Annotated in this window: 16 protein-coding genes and 1 tRNA gene; 10 read left to right on the forward strand and 7 right to left on the reverse strand. The window is 62.8% G+C overall.

Annotated features, from left to right (window positions below; genetic code table 11):
• Positions 1-98: 98 nt before the first annotated feature.
• The 3 genes from M0D65_RS29185 to M0D65_RS29195 form a co-directional block, all read right to left on the reverse strand.
• Complete coding sequence (locus tag M0D65_RS29185; protein WP_091010978.1) at positions 99-1,403, reverse strand: HlyC/CorC family transporter; 1,305 nt, start codon at positions 1,401-1,403, stop codon at positions 99-101.
• Between the two features lie 115 nt (positions 1,404-1,518).
• Positions 1,519-1,595, reverse strand: a tRNA-Pro gene (locus M0D65_RS29190).
• Between the two features lie 30 nt (positions 1,596-1,625).
• Positions 1,626-2,618 (reverse strand): polyprenyl synthetase family protein, encoded by a 993-nt coding sequence (locus M0D65_RS29195; protein ID WP_091010979.1) that lies wholly within the window; start codon positions 2,616-2,618, stop codon positions 1,626-1,628.
• Between the two features lie 237 nt (positions 2,619-2,855).
• Between M0D65_RS29195 and rplU the strand changes: the two genes are divergently transcribed.
• The 4 genes from rplU (at position 2,856) to proB (ending at position 5,970) form a co-directional block, all read left to right on the forward strand.
• Positions 2,856-3,167, forward strand: a complete 312-nt coding sequence (rplU, locus tag M0D65_RS29200) for a 50S ribosomal protein L21 (RefSeq protein WP_091010980.1) — start codon at positions 2,856-2,858, stop codon at positions 3,165-3,167.
• Positions 3,168-3,191: 24 nt separating this feature from the next.
• Positions 3,192-3,455: a 50S ribosomal protein L27 gene (gene rpmA, locus M0D65_RS29205; RefSeq protein ID WP_091010981.1), complete on the forward strand. Its 264-nt coding sequence runs from the start codon at positions 3,192-3,194 to the stop codon at positions 3,453-3,455.
• A gap of 177 nt (positions 3,456-3,632) precedes the next feature.
• Complete coding sequence (cgtA, locus tag M0D65_RS29210) at positions 3,633-4,748, forward strand: Obg family GTPase CgtA (protein WP_091010982.1); 1,116 nt, start codon at positions 3,633-3,635, stop codon at positions 4,746-4,748.
• Between the two features lie 103 nt (positions 4,749-4,851).
• The gene (proB, locus tag M0D65_RS29215) at positions 4,852-5,970 is read left to right on the forward strand and encodes a glutamate 5-kinase (protein WP_091010983.1); all 1,119 of its coding nucleotides are present in this window, start codon (positions 4,852-4,854) and stop codon (positions 5,968-5,970) included.
• 72 nt (positions 5,971-6,042) lie between these two features.
• Here proB and M0D65_RS29220 read toward each other — a convergent pair whose 3' ends face one another.
• Complete coding sequence (locus tag M0D65_RS29220) at positions 6,043-6,600, reverse strand: CNP1-like family protein (protein WP_091010984.1); 558 nt, start codon at positions 6,598-6,600, stop codon at positions 6,043-6,045.
• Between the two features lie 81 nt (positions 6,601-6,681).
• Complete coding sequence (locus M0D65_RS29225; protein ID WP_091010985.1) at positions 6,682-7,338, reverse strand: RNA pyrophosphohydrolase; 657 nt, start codon at positions 7,336-7,338, stop codon at positions 6,682-6,684.
• Positions 7,339-7,598: 260 nt separating this feature from the next.
• Between M0D65_RS29225 and M0D65_RS29230 the strand changes: the two genes are divergently transcribed.
• Together M0D65_RS29230 and M0D65_RS29235 are read left to right on the forward strand one after the other, a co-directional pair.
• Positions 7,599-9,335 carry a proline--tRNA ligase gene (locus M0D65_RS29230; RefSeq protein ID WP_091010986.1) on the forward strand — a complete coding sequence of 579 codons (1,737 nt, stop codon included), beginning with the start codon at positions 7,599-7,601 and terminating at the stop codon, positions 9,333-9,335.
• A gap of 11 nt (positions 9,336-9,346) precedes the next feature.
• Entirely contained in the window at positions 9,347-9,946 is a 600-nt protein-coding gene (locus tag M0D65_RS29235; protein WP_091010987.1) for a MarC family protein, read from the forward strand.
• Between the two features lie 85 nt (positions 9,947-10,031).
• Here the strand turns inward: M0D65_RS29235 and M0D65_RS29240 are convergent, their stop codons facing one another.
• Both M0D65_RS29240 and ffh read right to left on the reverse strand, forming a co-directional pair.
• Complete coding sequence (locus M0D65_RS29240; protein ID WP_091010988.1) at positions 10,032-10,583, reverse strand: hypoxanthine-guanine phosphoribosyltransferase; 552 nt, start codon at positions 10,581-10,583, stop codon at positions 10,032-10,034.
• An 84-nt stretch (positions 10,584-10,667) separates the two neighbouring features.
• Positions 10,668-12,035, reverse strand: a complete 1,368-nt coding sequence (ffh, locus tag M0D65_RS29245; RefSeq protein WP_091010989.1) for a signal recognition particle protein — start codon at positions 12,033-12,035, stop codon at positions 10,668-10,670.
• A gap of 81 nt (positions 12,036-12,116) precedes the next feature.
• Between ffh and M0D65_RS29250 the strand changes: the two genes are divergently transcribed.
• The 4 genes from M0D65_RS29250 (at position 12,117) to M0D65_RS29265 (ending at position 17,488) form a co-directional block, all read left to right on the forward strand.
• On the forward strand, positions 12,117-13,043 hold the full coding sequence (locus tag M0D65_RS29250; protein WP_091010990.1) for an inner membrane protein YpjD: 927 nt from the start codon (positions 12,117-12,119) through the stop codon (positions 13,041-13,043).
• 7 nt (positions 13,044-13,050) lie between these two features.
• Positions 13,051-13,389 carry a PP0621 family protein gene (locus M0D65_RS29255; protein WP_266255639.1) on the forward strand — a complete coding sequence of 113 codons (339 nt, stop codon included), beginning with the start codon at positions 13,051-13,053 and terminating at the stop codon, positions 13,387-13,389.
• Positions 13,386-13,982 carry a 1,6-anhydro-N-acetylmuramyl-L-alanine amidase AmpD gene (gene ampD, locus M0D65_RS29260; protein WP_266255640.1) on the forward strand — a complete coding sequence of 199 codons (597 nt, stop codon included), beginning with the start codon at positions 13,386-13,388 and terminating at the stop codon, positions 13,980-13,982. The genes M0D65_RS29255 and ampD overlap by 4 nt, the downstream gene beginning before the upstream one ends.
• 479 nt (positions 13,983-14,461) lie before the next feature.
• Positions 14,462-17,488 carry a ribonucleoside-diphosphate reductase subunit alpha gene (locus tag M0D65_RS29265; RefSeq protein ID WP_266255641.1) on the forward strand — a complete coding sequence of 1,009 codons (3,027 nt, stop codon included), beginning with the start codon at positions 14,462-14,464 and terminating at the stop codon, positions 17,486-17,488.
• Positions 17,489-17,501: the final 13 nt, after the last annotated feature.

The following is a 17,501-nucleotide window of genomic DNA, read 5'->3' on the forward strand; positions in this document are numbered from 1 at the left end:
GACCGGCCGGAAGCCGCCTGCAGAAAATGACGACTTCATCTTCCGTTAGCGTCCGCATGACCGCCACCTGGCCGGATGGCCAGAGCGCGACGCTGCGTTCAGGCGAGCTGGCCTTTCTTGGGCTTGCTTTTCGGTGCGAGCCCCGGACGGAACAGCTTGACCGTGCGAACCGCCTGATCGTCGCTGCGCATCACTTCGAGCTTCACATCGCCGATGCGCAAACACACGTCGCCTTCTGGGATCTCTTCGAGCATTTCGAGGATCAGGCCGTTGAGCGTCTTGGGGCCGTCAGTGGGTAGCGTCAGGTGCAGCCAGCGGTTCAGTTCGCGCAGCGGCATGCTGCCCGCGACGATACATTCGCCATCGTCGTTCCAGCCGCCACGCGATGACGCACTCCGCGGAATCGACGTGGTGAATTCGCCGATCAGCTCCTCGATGATGTCTTCCGGCGTGACGAGACCCTGTAGCTCGCCGTACTCGTTGACGACGAGCGCCGTACGCTGGCGGCTCTCCTGGAAATACTGCAATTGCTGGAAGACGGGTGTCCCGGTCGGCACGAAGTAAGGCTCGGCGAGCAGTTCGCGCAGCGTCTCGCGCTCGAGCTCCTGGTTATGCAGCGCCGACAGCGTCTTGCGCACATGGAGCACGCCGAGTACCCGGTCGATGTCGCCTTGATAAACGATCAGCTTGTTGTGATAGCAGGTTTCGAGCTGATGCAGGATCTGTTCGAACGGCGCGTCGAAATCGAGCGCCTCGATCCGGCGGCGCGGAATCATCACGTCATCGACGGAGATGTTTTCGAGGTCGAACAGATTGAGCAGGATGCTGCGGTGCTTGGTCGGCATGAAGCTGCCGGATTCGAGCACGATGGTGCGCAGTTCCTCGGTCGAGAGGCGCTGCTCGCGTTCGCCTTTCGTGTTGATGTGCAGTACCCGCAGGATGCCGTTCGCGAACAGGTTGACGAACCAGATGACCGGTCTCGCGACGCGCATGAGCGGCGCGATCAGCAGGCTCGCCGGCAGCGCGATTTTCTCGGGATAGGTCGCCCCGACGATTTTCGGCGTGATCTCCGCGAAGACGATGATCAGGAACGCGACCATACCGGTCGCGATCGACAGCACGACGTTGTCGCGGCCGAACGTATGCAGCGCGATCGAGGTCGTGAGTACCGGGATGATCGTGTTGAACAGATTGTTGCCGATCAGGATCACGCTGAGCAGGCGGTCGGTTTGCGCCAGCAACCCCTGCGTGGTCTTCGCGCCGAGCGCGCCCTGGTTGGCGAGATGCTTCAACCGATGACGGTTGAGCGCCATCATCGCCGTTTCGGAGATCGAAAAAAAACTGGAGCAGACAAGCAGCAGAAAGATGGCGCCGATCTGCGCCCATAAGGGAAGTTGTTCCACGCGGCGTGAAGAGTGAGAGAAGGTGGGGAGAATATAGCAGAGGGTGCCGCGGCGACTTCGCAGGCTGAAGGGCCGAAAAAAAACCGCGCAACACGTGCGCGGTTTTTTGCAAATCTGGTCGGGGTGAGAGGATTCGAACCTCCGGCCTCTACGTCCCGAACGTAGCGCTCTACCAGGCTAAGCTACACCCCGATCTGGACTTCTACGACGTTTCAGTCCAGTTCAGGACTGTCTTGCCGTCGAGTAAGAGCATAATTCTAGCAGGCTTTCTTTGTAAATGGAATCTGGGAACGAAGAAATTGCCGCCGCCGCGACCTGGGCTTCCTGCTTCGCGCACTCAAGCGTGTGATCGAGTGCACCAGAGCGCGTGATGGCCGTGAAAATCTCGTCGAAGCGGTCCGTGCCGCCCTGTTCGATTGCTTCGCGCGCGAGCGTCGCCTCGGCCGGTGTGCCGTGTTCGATGAGCCAGATCAGCGGCAACGTGGGTTTGCCTTCGCGCAGATCGTCGCCGGCGTTCTTGCCCATCGATTCCGGCGTGCCCGTGTAATCGAGCCAGTCGTCCATGATCTGGAACGCCGTGCCGATGCGCCGGCCGAATTCGGCCGCGGCTTTTTCGGTCGCGGTGTCGGCGCCTGCCAGAACGGCGCCGAGTTGTGCGGCGGCTTCGAAGAGTTTCGCGGTCTTGTAGCGGATCACCTGCATGTAGCGCGCTTCGTCCACGTCGGCGTCGTGCATGTTCAGCAGTTGCAGGACTTCGCCTTCGGAAATGATGTTCGTCGCTTCGGACAGGATCTCCATGACGCGCATCTTGCCCACGCCAACCATCATCTGGAACGAGCGCGAGTACAGGAAGTCGCCGACCAGCACGCTCGCCGCGTTGCCGAACAGCGCGTTGGCGGTCTGGCGGCCGCGCCGCAGATCGGATTCGTCGACGACATCGTCGTGCAGCAGGGTGGCCGTATGGATGAACTCGACGACCGCCGCCAGCTCGTGCCGGTGTCCGGTCGTTTCGCCCAGCGCGCCCGCGACCAGCAGCAGCAGCGCGGGACGCAGCCGTTTGCCGCCGGCACTGATGATGTATTCGGAGATCTGGTTGATCAGCATCACCTCCGACGCCAGGCGCTGCCGGATGACACGATTCACCTGTTCCATGTCATCGGCGATCGGAGCGAGCAGGGTGGCGGCGTTGGGGGCGGGGGTGGCAGTCGACGACATAGGGCAAAAAAGGGGTGGTGCCGCAGGGTAGTGCCGCGAATTATAAGGCGAATCGCGCTTGTTCCGGGCCGTAGCGTGTCGGGCGCGGCCCGGCCGGCTGCGCACCGGTGCCGGATGGCCGCTGGGGGCGGACATCCGGGACTGTCAGAGAGTTTTGACCGCGCAGCTAACTCTATGTATAATCACGGGTTTCCGCGCGTGGTGCGTGGGGAAAATGAATACAGAGTGAGGTTCTCAATGTACGCGGTCATAAAAACCGGCGGCAAGCAGTATAAGGTTGCTGTCGGCGAAAAATTGAAAGTAGAACAGATACCGGCAGACATTGACGCTGAAATCACGCTCGACCAGGTTCTTGCAGTTGGCGAAGGCGAATCGATTCAATTCGGTACGCCGCTGGTCAGTGGGGCTTCCGTCAAGGCTACCGTTGTGTCACACGGTCGGCATGCCAAAGTGACCATCTTCAAGATGCGTCGCCGGAAGCACTACCAGAAGCACGGCGGCCACCGCCAGAACTATACCGAACTGCGCATCGACGCTATTACCGCGTAAGCGCACCGGTCAAGGAGCTATCAAATGGCACACAAAAAGGCAGGCGGATCGTCCCGGAACGGCCGCGACTCCGAGTCGAAACGACTTGGCGTGAAAGTGTACGGCGGTCAGGCAATCAACGCCGGCGGCATCATCGTGCGTCAACGCGGCACGCGTATGCACCCTGGCGACAACGTCGGCATTGGCAAGGATCACACCTTGTTCGCGCTGACGGACGGCCACGTCAAGTTCACGACGAAAGGCGCCGACAAGAAGCATCTGGTCAACGTCGTCCCGGTAGCAGCCTAAGCTTAATCAGGCACGGGCTTCAGGACCGGAACAAGGCCCCGCGAAGTTGGCGGGGCCTTTTTTATTGCCGGAGGATTTTGCGGATCGAAGCGATTTCCCACCGGCCGGCCATTCGGCCGAATGTTCAACGCGCGTCGAGCGCGGCAAAATAGCTGTAAACACGGGACGGAGCAACTCATGAAGTTCATTGACGAAGCGAGAATTGAAGTCATCGCCGGCGACGGAGGGGATGGCAGTGCGTCGATGCGCCGCGAGAAGTTCGTCCCGTTCGGCGGCCCGGACGGCGGCGACGGCGGGCGCGGCGGCAGCGTCTACGCGGTGGCGGATCGCAATATCAACACGCTGATCGACTACCGTTACGCGAAAAAGCATCAGGCGCGCAGCGGCGAAAACGGCCGCGGTGCGGATTGCTACGGCAAGGGCGGCGACGATATCACGCTGCGCATGCCAGTCGGTACGATCATCACCGACATGGACACCGGCGAACTGATCGCCGACCTGACCGAGCATAACCAGACCATCCAGGTGGCGACTGGCGGTGCAGGCGGCCTCGGCAACCTGCATTTCAAGTCGAGCACGAACCGTGCGCCGCGGCAAAAAACCGAAGGCAAACCCGGCGAGCGCCGGATGATCCGCCTCGAGCTGAAAGTGCTCGCCGATGTCGGTCTGCTCGGCATGCCGAACGCAGGGAAGTCGACGTTTATTTCGTCGGTATCGAATGCCCGGCCGAAGATCGCCGATTACCCGTTCACTACGCTCGCGCCTAACCTCGGTGTCGTGCGCGTGGGGCCGAGCCGCAGTTTCGTGATCGCCGATATTCCCGGGCTGATCGAAGGCGCGGCCGAAGGGGCTGGTCTTGGTCACCAGTTCCTGCGCCATCTGCAGCGCACGGGCTTGTTGCTGCATATCGTCGATCTCGCGCCGTTCGACGAGGCGGTGGATCCCGTCGTCGAAGCCAAAGCGATCGTCAACGAGCTGCGCAAGTACGACGAGCAGCTCCACGAAAAGGCACGCTGGCTCGTATTGAACAAGCTCGACATGATTCCGGAAGATGAACGCAAGACACGTGTCGCGGCTTTCCTCAAAGGTTTTGGCTGGAAAGGCCCCGTGTTCGAGATTTCCGCACTGACCGGCCAGGGCTGCGAGAGTCTCTGCTACGCGGTGTATGACCACATCGCTGCGCATTCGGACGCGCAGCGTGCTGCCGAAGCCGAAGACCTCGCCGCGGATGTTCGCTTCCGCGAAGGGCCGGAAGGGAAGGCGGCTGGCACCCCGGTTCCGCCGCAGGAATAACCGGCAGCGAACCGGTAATAAGCCGGTAGCAAAAAAGGTCGAGCGCGCGGGCGCTGTCGTGGCTGCCCGCGGTATCACGCGTCATCTTGGGAGACCGCGCATCATGCGTTCCGTCATCGCAGATTCCCGGCGATTGGTAGTGAAAGTCGGGTCCAGCCTCGTCACGAACGACGGGCGCGGGCTCGATCATGCGGCTATCGGCCGCTGGGCGGCGCAAATTGCCGCGTTGCGTGCGCAGGGCAAGGAAGTCGTGCTGGTCAGCTCGGGTGCGATTGCCGAAGGGATGCAGCGGCTCGGCTGGACGAAACGGCCACGCGAGATCGATGAATTGCAGGCCGCGGCGGCGGTCGGCCAGATGGGGCTCGCGCAGGTCTACGAAAGCCGCTTCGCCGAGCATTCAATCCGGACCGCGCAGATCCTGCTCACCCACGCTGATCTCGCGGACCGCGAGCGCTATCTCAACGCGCGCTCCACGCTGCTTACGCTGCTGCGTCTCGGCGTCGTGCCGATCATCAATGAAAACGACACGGTGATCACCGACGAAATCAAGTTCGGCGACAACGACACGCTCGGTGCGCTGGTGGCGAACCTGATCGAAGGCGACGCGCTGATCATTCTCACCGACCAGCGCGGCCTGTATACCGCCGACCCCCGCAAGGACCCTGCTGCGAAATTCGTCGAACAGGCCGATGCCGGTGCGCCCGAACTCGAAGCGATGGCCGGCGGCGCGGGTTCTAGCCTCGGCCGGGGCGGCATGCTGACCAAGATTCTCGCAGCGAAGCGCGCCGCGCATAGCGGCGCAAATACAGTGATCGCCAGCGGCCGGGAGTCGGATGTGCTGGTGCGGCTTGCATCGGGTGAAGCGATCGGGACGCAACTGATCGCGCGAACCGCGCGCATCGCTGCGCGCAAGCAATGGATGGCCGATCACCTGCAGGTGCGCGGGCACGTGGTGATCGACGACGGCGCGGTGGAGAAACTGACGGCCGGCGGCAAGAGCCTGCTGCCGATCGGGGTGGTGGGTGTGCAGGGCGTGTTCGCGCGCGGCGAGGTGATTGCGTGTCTGAGCGCGGCTGGACGCGAGGTCGCGCGTGGACTCACGAACTACAGCAGCGCCGAAGCGAAGCTGATTCAGCGCAGACCGAGCGGAGAGATCGAATCGGTACTCGGCTACATGCTGGAGCCGGAACTGATTCACCGGGACAACCTGGTGCTCGTCTAGCCGGAAAAACACAGGGGCGGCGCCGGTAGTCCGGCGCCGCCCCTTGATCCAGCGTTCAGCATGTGGTTCGCGTCAGCGGAGTTGCGAAGTCGCGGTGCGGTGGTATTTGACGTTATCGACGATCTTCGCGGCGTTGCCGGTCGGCAGCTTGTTCGCGCAGAAGTAATCCTGATAGAGCGACGCGCGATACGCGTTCAGGTCGCCGTTCTCGATCCGTGTCCAGTCGTTCGCGACGGTCCGGTCCCAACCGTTGTGATCCGCATCGAGGCCGGCATACAGGCGCCATTCGTAGGTATCGCAGCGGATGCCTTCGTAGTTCACGTTGCGCGCGCCGGCGGGACTCGTGACTACCACCGTGTAACGCACGACGCCGTCGGAGCCGACGGAGATCGACTTCGCATCCAGCGAGAAATGCAGCGGCGTATTACCCGATACAACGAACTCCAGCAGATTGGCCGGGTCCGGCAACGGCGGCAGCGTATCGACCTTGTTTTCCTTCCAGTTGGAAGGCTCGTCCAGCAGGTACTGGAACGCGGTTTGACCTTGGGCGGGCGGTTGGCCCCAATTCGAACAGCCAGCCAGCAAGGCGCCGGTGGCGGCGCACGCCACGACGAGAGCAAGTACTTTCAATATGATTCCTCGAAACACCGGCGCGGCAGCACGCGTGCCGCACCGGCAAGAGGCGGCATGCGTAAGCGGCCGCACAGGTTTTTAATCGCGCAGCCCCGGCACGTGGCCGATGACGCTTTCAACAGAGCCGCAGTCGGACTCGATCGTCGTTCGGAGCGTCGCCTCGACCACGACAGTCGAGGTCATGACGGTTCCGTCCGCCGACGTCGCTATCCGGGGATAGCGCGGCCCATGATGCATGCCCGGTTTCTCTGCTCGCGGCACTGCGCGGCGCAGAAAACGGGACAACTCCGTCAACGCCATCTGGTACACATCCCGCTTGAACTCGATCACACAGTCGAGCGGCACCCAGTACTCGTTCCAGCGCCAGGCATCGAACTCCGGATGATCGCAGGCGCGCAGGCAAATATCGCAGTCGCGCCCCACCATCCGAAGCAGGAACCAGATCTGCTTCTGCCCGCGATAATGCCCGCGGACTTCACGCTTGATGAACTTGTCCGGCACCTCATAGCGCAACCAGTCGCGCGTGCGACCGATAACCTTGACATGCTCCGGCAGCAGCCCGGTTTCTTCGTGTAACTCCCGATACATCGCTTGCACGGGGGTCTCGCCGTACTTGATGCCCCCTTGCGGAAACTGCCAGGAATGTTCACGGAGCCGTTTGCCCCAAAACACCTCGTTGTGCGCGTTCAAGAGGATGATGCCGACGTTCGGGCGAAAGCCTTCACGATCCAGCATACAACCACCTTCGAATCCTTTAAAATTGCTTTGATTATAAACAGATAACGGACCCTACGCACCGAATCGACCCAGAATGGGTCGATTCTCCGTCAGCCGGCAGTAAAGGGGGCGTGATCGTGGCGCCCACAGGTAGGGCGCCAGAAGCGCATCCATCCTGCTTCGCCGGGTTAGTACTGGATGCGTGCAGGGTTCGCGATTTCCACCGTTTCATCTTTTGGGCAGCCTGTCCGGGCCGCCGCTTTTGGAAAAAACTCTGAATGAAAGCCTCCCGTTTCTTTATCGGCACCCTGAAGGAAGCTCCCGCCGACGCCGAAATCGTCAGTCACAAGCTCATGGTTCGTGCCGGCATGATTCGCCGGATTGCTGGCGGCATCTATAACTATCTGCCGGTCGGTCTGCGTTCGATCCGCAAGGTGGAAGCGATCGTGCGCGAAGAGATGAATCGGGCCGGCGCGATCGAACTGCTGATGCCGGTCGTTCAACCGGCCGAACTCTGGCAGGAATCGGGCCGCTGGGAAAAGTACGGTCCGGAGCTGCTGCGCTTCAAGGATCGCCGGCAAGGCGACTTCGTGCTCGGGCCGACGCACGAGGAAGTCGTCACCGACATCGCGCGCAACCAGATCAAGAGCTACCGGCAGATGCCGGTGAACTTCTATCAGATCCAGGCGAAGTTTCGCGACGAGATCCGTCCGCGTTTCGGCGTGATGCGCGGTCGCGAATTCATCATGAAGGACGCGTACTCGTTCGATAAGGACATGGACGGTCTGCGCGAGACGTATCGCAAGATGTACGACGCGTACGTGCGGATTTTCACGCGGCTCGGCCTTGAGTTCCGTGCGGTGGCGGCCGACAACGGTTCGATCGGCGGTAGCGGCTCGCATGAGTTCCACGTGATCGCCGACACCGGTGAAGACGCAATCGCGTATTGCCCGACCTCGGAGTTTGCGGCCAACGTCGAGGCAGCTGAAGCGCTCTCGCTAATCGCCACGCGCGCCGCACCCACCGAGCCGATGCAGAAAACCGCGACGCCGGGCAAGGCGAAGTGCGAAGCGGTAGCCGAACTGCTGAACATCCCGCTCGAACGCACGATCAAGTCGATCGTGCTCGCAACCGAACAAGAAGGTGCCGAGCCGACCATCTGGCTGCTGATGCTGCGCGGCGATCACGACCTGAACGAGATCAAGGCGAGCAAGTTGCCCGGTCTGGCCGACTTCCGCTTCGCGACCGAAGAAGAAATCGTCGCGACTTTCGGTACGCCGCCCGGCTATCTCGGTCCGATCGGCACGAAGAAGCCGGTCAAAGTCGTCGCGGACAGCACGGTTGCGAACATGAGCGACTTCGTCGTCGGTGCGAACGAGGTCGACTTCCACATTGCCGGCGTGAACTGGGGCCGCGATCTGCCGGAGCCGGTCGTTGCCGATATCCGCAACGTGAAGAAGGGCGACCCGTCGCCGGACGGCAAGGGCGTGCTCGACATCTGCCGCGGCATCGAGGTCGGCCATGTATTCCAGCTCGGCAGCAAGTATTCAGAGGCGATGAACGCGACCTTTCTCGACGAATCCGGCAAGCCGCAACCGATGGTGATGGGCTGCTACGGCATCGGCGTGACGCGGATTCTCGGCGCGGCGATCGAACAGAACTTCGACGAGAAGGGCATCATCTGGCCGGAGTCGATTGCGCCGTTCGAGATCGTGCTGTGCCCGATGGGCTATGACCGCAGCGACGCAGTGCGCGAACACACGGACACGCTGTATGCGGCGCTCGTCGAAGCCGGTATCGACGTGATTCTCGACGATCGCGGCGAGCGTCCGGGCGTCATGTTCGCCGACTGGGAACTGATCGGCGTCCCGCATCGTCTCGTGATCGGCGAGCGCGGACTGAAGGAAGGCAAGATCGAATATCAGGGGCGCCGCGACACCGAAGCGACGCTGCTGCCGGTCGAGAGCGCGGCGCAGACCGTGGTCGAGAAGATTCGTGCAGCGCTCGCACGCTGACCGGAGCGGACATGGAATATAACTTCCTGTCCGCGACAGTCCTGCTGGTGCTGATCACCGATCCGCTCGGCAACATCCCGCTTTTCATCAACTGCCTGCGCGGCGTCGCGCCTCACCGGCGCGTCGTCGTGATCCTGCGCGAAGTGGCGATCGCGTTTGCGATCCTGCTGCTGTTCATGCTGGTCGGCGACCGCTTCCTGCGGATGATGAGCCTCACCGATCAATCGTTACGCATCGGCGGCGGCATCGTGCTGTTCCTGATCGCGTTGCGCATGATCTTCCCGCATCCGGACGGTGCGTTCGGCAGCGACAAGCGCGGCGGCGAGCCGTTCATCGTGCCGCTCGCGATCCCTGCGCTTGCCGGGCCGTCGGCGCTCGCAACCGTGATGCTGCTGACGTCGCAGGCGCCCGGCAAGATGTTCGAATGGGTCGGTGCGTTGACCGTGACGATGGTTGTCTGCGCGATCGTGCTGGTGCTGGCGGAGCGCATCCAGATCTGGCTCGGCGAGCGCACGGTGACCGCATTCGAGCGTCTGATGGGGCTCGTGCTGGTAGCGATTTCCGTCGAGATGATCCTGGGCGGTATCAGGAGTTTCGTGCATCAGCTTTGAACGCCGATGTGCGCCAGCAGGTGCAGTAAAGAAAAAAGCGGCCCACGGGCCGCTTTTTCATTCACCGGAGACGAGGCGCCGAAGCCTACGCGCCTTCCGTCAATGCCCGGATAGTCGGCAGATTGCGCCAGTAACCCTTCGCATCCATCCCGCAACCGAACACATAACGGTCCGGTACTTCGAAACCGCAAAAGTCCGGATGCAACGGTTTTGTCTTCGTCAGCGTCTTCTCGCACAACACGGCGCTCAGAAAGCGCTTCGCGCCCATATCGAGGATGCGGTCGCGGATCGCAGCCATCGTCTCGCCTTCGTCGAGGATATCGTCGAGTACCAGCACGACGCGATCCTTCACCGACTCGGCCGGCGCAACGCGCCACTGCATGTCGGCGCCGCCTTTGGTCGTGTTGCGATAACGGGTCAGGTGGATGTAGTCGAATTCGAGCGGGAAATCGAGGTGCGGCAGCAGCATGCCGGTGAACACCGCCGCACCGCCCATCACCGACAGCACCAGCGGGAATTCCTCGCTGATCTCGGCCCGGATCGCTGCGGCCATCCCGCTGATCGACGCGTTGACGTCGCCGGCCGATACGATTTCTTCGGAGTGGCGGAAAATGTGGAGAGCTTCTTCTCGATTCATGACGTCTGGCGGGCGGTAACTGTATACATAGTGTGAGAAAAACGGACCGGGCACGCTACAGCATAAACCCGCGTTCCTTGACGATCAGCGCATACCCGGCAGCATACCCTTCATGCCGCGCATCATCTTCTGCAGATTGCCGCCCTTCAGCTTCTTCATCATCGTGCGCATCTGGTCGTACTGGTTCAGCATCCGGTTGACTTCCTGCACCTGAACGCCCGCACCCGCCGCGATGCGGCGCTTGCGGGTCGCCTTGATCAGGTCGGGCTTCGCGCGTTCGAGCGGTGTCATCGAGTTGATGATGCCTTCCATGCGGCTCATCTGCTTTTCCGCCTGGCCCATATTGGCTCCTGCGGCAGCCTGCTGAAACTGTGCGGGCAGCTTGTCCATCAGCGACGACAGGCCGCCCATGTTCTTCATCTGCGAGAGCTGCGCGCGGAAGTCGTTCAGGTCGAAGTCGCCGCCTTTCTTGACCTTGTCGGCGAGCTTCTGCGCGGCCTGGACATCGACGCCGCGCTGCGCTTCCTCGACGAGCGCGAGGATGTCGCCCATGCCGAGAATCCGGTTCGCCATCCGGTCCGGATAGAAGACTTCGAGGCCGTCGAGCTTTTCAGCGACACCGACGAACTTGATCGGCTTGCCCGTCACGTGGCGCACGGACAGCGCCGCACCGCCGCGCGAATCGCCGTCGAGCTTGGTCAGCACGACGCCGGTGAGCGGCAGCGCATCGTTGAACGCCTTCGCCGTATTGACGGCATCCTGACCGAGCATCGCGTCGACCACGAACAGCGTTTCTGCCGGCTTCAGTTCGGTGTGCAGCGCCGTGATTTCCTGCATCATCGCTTCGTCGATACCGAGGCGACCGGCCGTATCGACGATCAGCACGTCGTGATAGTGGCGCTTTGCCCAGTCGACGGCGGCGCGTGCGATGTCGATCGGTTTCTGGTCCGGTTCCGACGGGAAGAAGTCAGCGCCGACCTGTTCGGTCACTGTCTTCAACTGCGCGATCGCGGCAGGGCGGTAGACGTCGCACGAGACGGTCAGAACCTTCTTCTTCGACTTTTCGCGCAGCAGCTTCGCGAGCTTGCCGACCGTGGTCGTCTTGCCCGCGCCCTGCAGACCGGCCATCAGGATGATCGCGGGCGGCGTCACCGCGAGGTTCAGCTCGACGGCCTTGCCTTCATAGTCGCCGCCGATCAAGGCGGTCAGTTCGCGCTGGACGACGCCGACGAGCGCCTGCCCCGGCGACAGGCTGGAGATCACCTCTTCGCCGAGCGCCTTTTCCTTCACCTTGGCGATGAAGTCGCGCACGACCGGCAGCGCGACGTCGGCTTCGAGCAGCGCGAGGCGGACTTCGCGCAGCATTTCCTGGGTATTGGCCTCGGTAAGCCGGGCCTCGCCGCGCAGCGTCTTGACGACGCGCGCCATCCGTTGAGTCAGATTGTCGAGCATGGGGAGCGATGAGCAGTGCGGCCTGAACAGCGCGCGACGACGAAGCCGTCGCGGACCGAGGCCCTAGTGTAAACTTCGAACATGGATATTGTACTGTATGCCCTCACTGCGCTCCTCTACGGCGGTCTTGCCGTCGCGGGCTGGCGCGCGCACCGGCAGACCGCTGCGCAGCCGCTGCTCGAGAGCGTTCCGCCGCTGCCGGCCGGTCCGCGCGCCGGCGTTGCCGCCGCGGTGGGCATGAGCACGTCGGGCCGCGCGCTGCTGGTCGTCGCGCTGCTCGCGCACGGCGCACTGCTGCACACTACGATTTTCCCGCAGAACGCGATGGTGTTCGGTTTCGCATTCGCGCTGTCCGCGATGTTCTGGCTTGGCGTCGGCATCTACTGGATCGAAAGCCTGTTTTTCCCGTTGGACGGTCTGCGGCTGCTCGTTTTGCCGCTCGCCTGCGTGGCGTCGTTGCTGCCGCTCGGCTTTGGCGGCGTGCGCGTGCTGTCGTATTCGGCGGCGCCGCTTTTCAAGCTGCACTTTCTGATTGCCAATATCGCCTATGGTCTGTTCGCGATCGCGGCGCTGCACGCGGTGCTGATGCTGCTCGTCGAACGTCGTCTGCACGCGATGCGCGGCAGCGGCTCGGCATCTCGACCGGGCGCGGCGTCGGACAACGACTGGCTGTCGAGCTGGCTTGATTCGCTGCCGCCGCTGCTGACGCTCGAAAAGCTGCTGTTTCGTCTGATCGCCGCCGGTTTCGTCCTGCTGACGCTCACGCTGGTGTCCGGCATCCTGTTCAGCGAACAACTGGTCGACCGCGCGCTGCGGCTCGATCACAAAACCGTGTTCGCGATTCTTTCGTGGCTGATGTTCGGCGCGCTGCTGACCGCCCGCAAGGTGTCCGGCTGGCGCGGCCGCGCAGCGTTAAGATGGGTGCTGGCGTCGTTCGTGGCGCTGCTGCTCGCGTATGTCGGCAGCCGTTTCGTTTTCGAGGTGCTGTTGCACCGCCCTGTGGTCTGAGTTTTCCATGCGACAAATCTTTCTACTGATCTTGCTGTTCATCGTCGGCCAATGGCTGGTGAAAGCGGTGCGCCGTGCCGACGCGCGTACCCAGCGCACCGGTGGCGCAACCGGTCCTGCAGGCGCGACCGGCGACGCCGGTAACGCGCGCACCACGGGTGCAAACCCGGCCGGAGCCGGCGCCACCCGCGCAGCCCCGCAACTCGCCGAGCCGATGATCCGTTGTGTCGAGTGCGGCGTGCATGCGCCGAAGAGCGACTCGGTGGTCGTCGCGGGGCAGGCGTTCTGCTGCGCCGAGCACGCGCACCGTCATGCCGCGCGACCGACAGGCCGCGAAGCGCGATGACCGTTCGTTACGCCGTCGCGGCTGACGGCTGGGTATCCGGCGCACGACAATTGCCGTCGCCGAACTACGAGGCGCGACCCGCCGGCGCAGTGCCGACGCTGATCGTCGTGCACAACATCAGCCTGCCGCCCGGCGAGTTCGGCGGTAGCGCGATCACCGAGCTCTTCCTGAACCAGCTCGACTGCGATGCGCATCCGTACTACGACATGCATCTGCGCGACACGCGCGTGTCCGCGCATTTCGTGATCCATCGCGACGGAGCGCTCGAGCAGTACGTATCGTGCGACGAGCGCGCGTGGCATGCCGGCTCGTCGAGCTTTTTCGGCCGCGAACGCTGCAACGATTTCTCAATCGGCGTCGAACTGGAAGGCAGCGACGCCACCGCGTTCGAAGCGCAGCAATACGAGACGCTCGCCGCGCTCGTGAAGGCACTGGTCGCGCGTTATCCGATCGGCGCGCTCGCCGGTCACGCGGATATTGCGCCTGGCCGCAAGACCGATCCAGGCCCGCATTTCGAGTGGCCACGACTGCAGCGCGACACCGCGCTCGCCGATCGGTATTTCCCCTATCTGCATCGTCCCCTCGCTTCCTGACACGCATCGTTCGATACGCGGCAAAGCGCGATGGGCGCTTGCTTTCCGCGTCGCCCCGTCGTTGCGCGGGTCATCAAAAGTCAAGCGCGCAGGGCCAAATAAAATAATTTGAGATGGTTGGAAAGTTCACTATACTTGGTGCCAGACGTTCAGTTTTCCACTATATGTTGTGTGTTCATGGGTTGTAGGTAAGCGGCGCTTCGCTCTGCGAGCACGGCGCTGTGAGCATGCCCGGCAGTGAAAAATATTCGTGCGGCGCGGCTGGTTGAGGGACTGGCGGCGTCAGCTAAATCGAAGAAGGGGGGCAGCAAGTGATCGCGACATACATGATGCAGACCCAGGTCTTTTCAGCTTTGTCGCATCCGGCCACCTGGCCTCGCTGTTCTTTTTCTTCCTCCCTTTCGTTTGCGCTCGCGGCGGCGCAGCGTTCGTTTTAATCCGCGGTTTCTCCGCACATTCCAGAATCAGGAGCTTTGCACATGCAAACGACCGACAACGTGACGACCCGGTCCGAGGGCGCATCCGCTGGCCATCCCCTCGCCGGGCAGGCACATAGCGCACAGGGCCTCGCACCGCAGGCCACCTTCGCCGACTACAAGGTGATCCGTCGCAACGGTAGCGTGGTGTCGTTCGAACCGTCGAAGATCGCGATTGCGGTGACGAAGGCGTTCCTGGCCGTGAACGGCGGTCAGGGCGCAGCATCGGCACGCGTGCGCGAACTGGTGGAGCAGCTCACGCAGAGCGTCGTGCGTGCGCTGCTGCGCAGCCGCCCGAACGGCGGAACGTTCCATATCGAAGACATCCAGGACCAGGTCGAACTCGCGTTGATGCGCGGCGGCGAACATAACGTCGCGCGTGCCTACGTGTTGTATCGCGAGAAGCGCAACCAGGAGCGCGGCGTCGCGCACGAAGCTACCGACGCAGCCGCACCCGGACTGAACGTGGTCGACAACGGCATCACGCGTCCGCTGGATCTGCAGGCGCTGCACTCGCTGATCGAATCCGCCTGCGCGAACCTCGGGGACGCGGTCAGCGCCACGCCGATCGTCACGGAAACGGTGAAGAACCTGTATGACGGCGTACCGATGAGCCAGGTCTACGACTCGGCGATTCTCGCGGCGCGCACGATGATCGAGAAGGACCCGGCATACAGCCAGGTCACCGCCCGCATCCTGCTGCATACGATCCGCCGCGAGATTCTCGGCGGGGAAGTGACGCAGGCCGAGATGGACGAACGCTACGTCGAATACTTCCCGCAGTTCATCAAGCGTGGCGTGCAGGCAGAACTGCTCGACGACAAGCTGCTGCAGTACGACATGAAGCGCCTCGGCGCCGCGCTCGACGCCGACCGCGACCTGCAGTTCGGCTACCTCGGCCTGCAGACGCTGTACGACCGCTACTTCCTGCATAGCGACGGCGTGCGCATCGAAATGCCGCAGGCATTCTTTATGCGTGTAGCGATGGGCCTCGCACTGAACGAAGTCGATCGTGAAGCGCGTGCGATCGAGTTCTACAACGTGCTGTCGAGCTTCGACTTCATGAGCTCGACGCCGACGCTGTTCAATTCGGGCACGCGCCGCTCGCAGCTGTCGTCGTGCTACCTGACGACGGTCGACGACGACCTCGACGGTATCTATGAGGCGCTGAAAGAGAACGCGCTGCTGTCGAAGTTCGCCGGCGGTCTCGGCAACGACTGGACCCGCGTGCGTGCGCTCGGCTCGCATATCAAAGGCACGAACGGCAAGTCGCAGGGCGTCGTGCCGTTCCTGAAGGTGGTCAACGACACCGCGGTCGCCGTGAACCAGGGCGGCAAGCGCAAGGGCGCGGTCTGCGCGTACCTGGAATCGTGGCACCTCGACATCGAAGAATTCCTCGAACTGCGCAAGAACACCGGCGACGACCGCCGCCGTACCCACGACATGAACACGGCGAACTGGATTCCCGACCTGTTCATGAAGCGCGTCATGGAAGGCGGTGACTGGACGCTGTTCTCGCCGTCCACCTGCCCGGACCTGCACGACAAGTTCGGCGCCGAGTTCGAAACCGCCTACACCGCGTACGAAGACAAGGCGGCACGCGGTGAGCTGAAGCTGTTCAAGAAGATCCCGGCCGCCCAGCTGTGGCGCAAGATGCTCGGCATGCTGTTCGAGACCGGTCATCCGTGGATCACGTTCAAGGATCCGTGCAACATCCGTAGCCCGCAGCAGCACGTCGGTGTCGTGCACTCGTCGAACCTGTGCACGGAAATCACGCTGAACACCAGTGACACCGAAATCGCCGTCTGCAACCTCGGCTCGGTCAACCTCGTCGCCCACCTCGCGAAGCAGGCCGACGGCAGCTACGTGCTCGACCACGACAAGCTGAAGCGTACCGTCAGCGTGGCGATGCGGATGCTCGACAACGTGATCGACATCAACTACTACGCGGTCGCCAAGGCCCGCAATTCGAACCTGAAGCACCGCCCGGTCGGCATGGGCATCATGGGCTTCCAGGACTGCCTGCACATGCTGCGCACGCCGTATGCGTCGCAGGAAGCGGTGGCGTTCGCCGATACGTCGATGGAAGCGGTCTGCTACTACGCGTATTACGCATCGACCGAGCTGGCCCAGGAACGTGGCCGCTACTCGAGCTACCGCGGCTCGCTGTGGGATCGCGGCATCCTCCCGCAGGACACGCTGAAGCTGCTCGCCGATGCACGCGGCGGCTATGTCGAGGTCGATTCGAGCGAATCGATGGACTGGACAGAACTGCGTTCCCGCATTGCAACGTACGGGATGCGCAACTCGAACTGCGTCGCGATCGCGCCGACGGCGACGATCTCGAACATCATCGGCGTGTCGGCCTGCATCGAACCGACCTTCCAGAACCTCTACGTGAAGTCGAACCTGTCAGGCGAATTCACGGTGGTGAACGACTACCTGGTGCGCGACCTGAAGGCACGCGGCCTGTGGGACGAGGTGATGGTCGCCGACCTGAAGTACTTCGACGGCACGCTGTCGCGCATCGACCGGATTCCGGCCGACCTGCGCGCCATCTACGCCACCGCGTTCGAAGTCGACCCGACGTGGCTTGTGGAAGCGGCGTCGCGCCGGCAGAAGTGGATCGACCAGGCGCAGTCGCTGAACATCTACATGGGCGGCGTGTCGGGCAAGAAGCTCGACGAGGTCTACAAGCTCGCGTGGCTGCGCGGTCTGAAGACAACCTACTACCTGCGCACGATGGCGGCGACGCACGTCGAGAAGTCGACGGTTGCGCACGGTGCGTTGAACGCGGTGTCGTCGGGTGACGGCGGTGCATCGGGCGGCGCGTCGGGTAGTGGCTCCGCAGGCGGCGGCGTCGGCAATGCGGGCGGCTTCGGCGTGAGCGGCGGTGCGGCTTCGTCGGGTGGTCTGAACGCGGCGGCGCCGGTAGCGGCAGCGATCGCAGCGGCACCGGAAGCAGACGGTCCGGTGTGCATGATGCGTCCGGGCGACCCGGGCTTCGACGAGTGCGAAGCCTGCCAGTAACTTCTATCTATAT

Source organism: Paraburkholderia sp. CHISQ3 (assembly GCF_030464945.1).
In the GTDB taxonomy this organism is placed as follows: domain Bacteria; phylum Pseudomonadota; class Gammaproteobacteria; order Burkholderiales; family Burkholderiaceae; genus Paraburkholderia; species Paraburkholderia megapolitana.

What these genes read in the sequence shown, in the direction of transcription:
- M0D65_RS29225 (WP_091010985.1), bottom strand. Translation starts at nt 7,338, where the DNA reads ATGCTGGATCGTGAAGGCTTTCGCCCGAACGTCGGCATCATCCTCTTG.
- ampD (WP_266255640.1), top strand. Translation starts at nt 13,386, where the DNA reads ATGACCGTTCGTTACGCCGTCGCGGCTGACGGCTGGGTATCCGGCGCA.
- M0D65_RS29265 (WP_266255641.1), top strand. Translation starts at nt 14,462, where the DNA reads ATGCAAACGACCGACAACGTGACGACCCGGTCCGAGGGCGCATCCGCT.
- rpmA (WP_091010981.1), top strand. Translation starts at nt 3,192, where the DNA reads ATGGCACACAAAAAGGCAGGCGGATCGTCCCGGAACGGCCGCGACTCC.
- M0D65_RS29230 (WP_091010986.1), top strand. Translation starts at nt 7,599, where the DNA reads ATGAAAGCCTCCCGTTTCTTTATCGGCACCCTGAAGGAAGCTCCCGCC.
- M0D65_RS29250 (WP_091010990.1), top strand. Translation starts at nt 12,117, where the DNA reads ATGGATATTGTACTGTATGCCCTCACTGCGCTCCTCTACGGCGGTCTT.
- M0D65_RS29240 (WP_091010988.1), bottom strand. Translation starts at nt 10,583, where the DNA reads ATGAATCGAGAAGAAGCTCTCCACATTTTCCGCCACTCCGAAGAAATC.
- rplU (WP_091010980.1), top strand. Translation starts at nt 2,856, where the DNA reads ATGTACGCGGTCATAAAAACCGGCGGCAAGCAGTATAAGGTTGCTGTC.
- M0D65_RS29235 (WP_091010987.1), top strand. Translation starts at nt 9,347, where the DNA reads ATGGAATATAACTTCCTGTCCGCGACAGTCCTGCTGGTGCTGATCACC.
- cgtA (WP_091010982.1), top strand. Translation starts at nt 3,633, where the DNA reads ATGAAGTTCATTGACGAAGCGAGAATTGAAGTCATCGCCGGCGACGGA.
- M0D65_RS29255 (WP_266255639.1), top strand. Translation starts at nt 13,051, where the DNA reads ATGCGACAAATCTTTCTACTGATCTTGCTGTTCATCGTCGGCCAATGG.
- proB (WP_091010983.1), top strand. Translation starts at nt 4,852, where the DNA reads ATGCGTTCCGTCATCGCAGATTCCCGGCGATTGGTAGTGAAAGTCGGG.
- ffh (WP_091010989.1), bottom strand. Translation starts at nt 12,035, where the DNA reads ATGCTCGACAATCTGACTCAACGGATGGCGCGCGTCGTCAAGACGCTG.
- M0D65_RS29195 (WP_091010979.1), bottom strand. Translation starts at nt 2,618, where the DNA reads ATGTCGTCGACTGCCACCCCCGCCCCCAACGCCGCCACCCTGCTCGCT.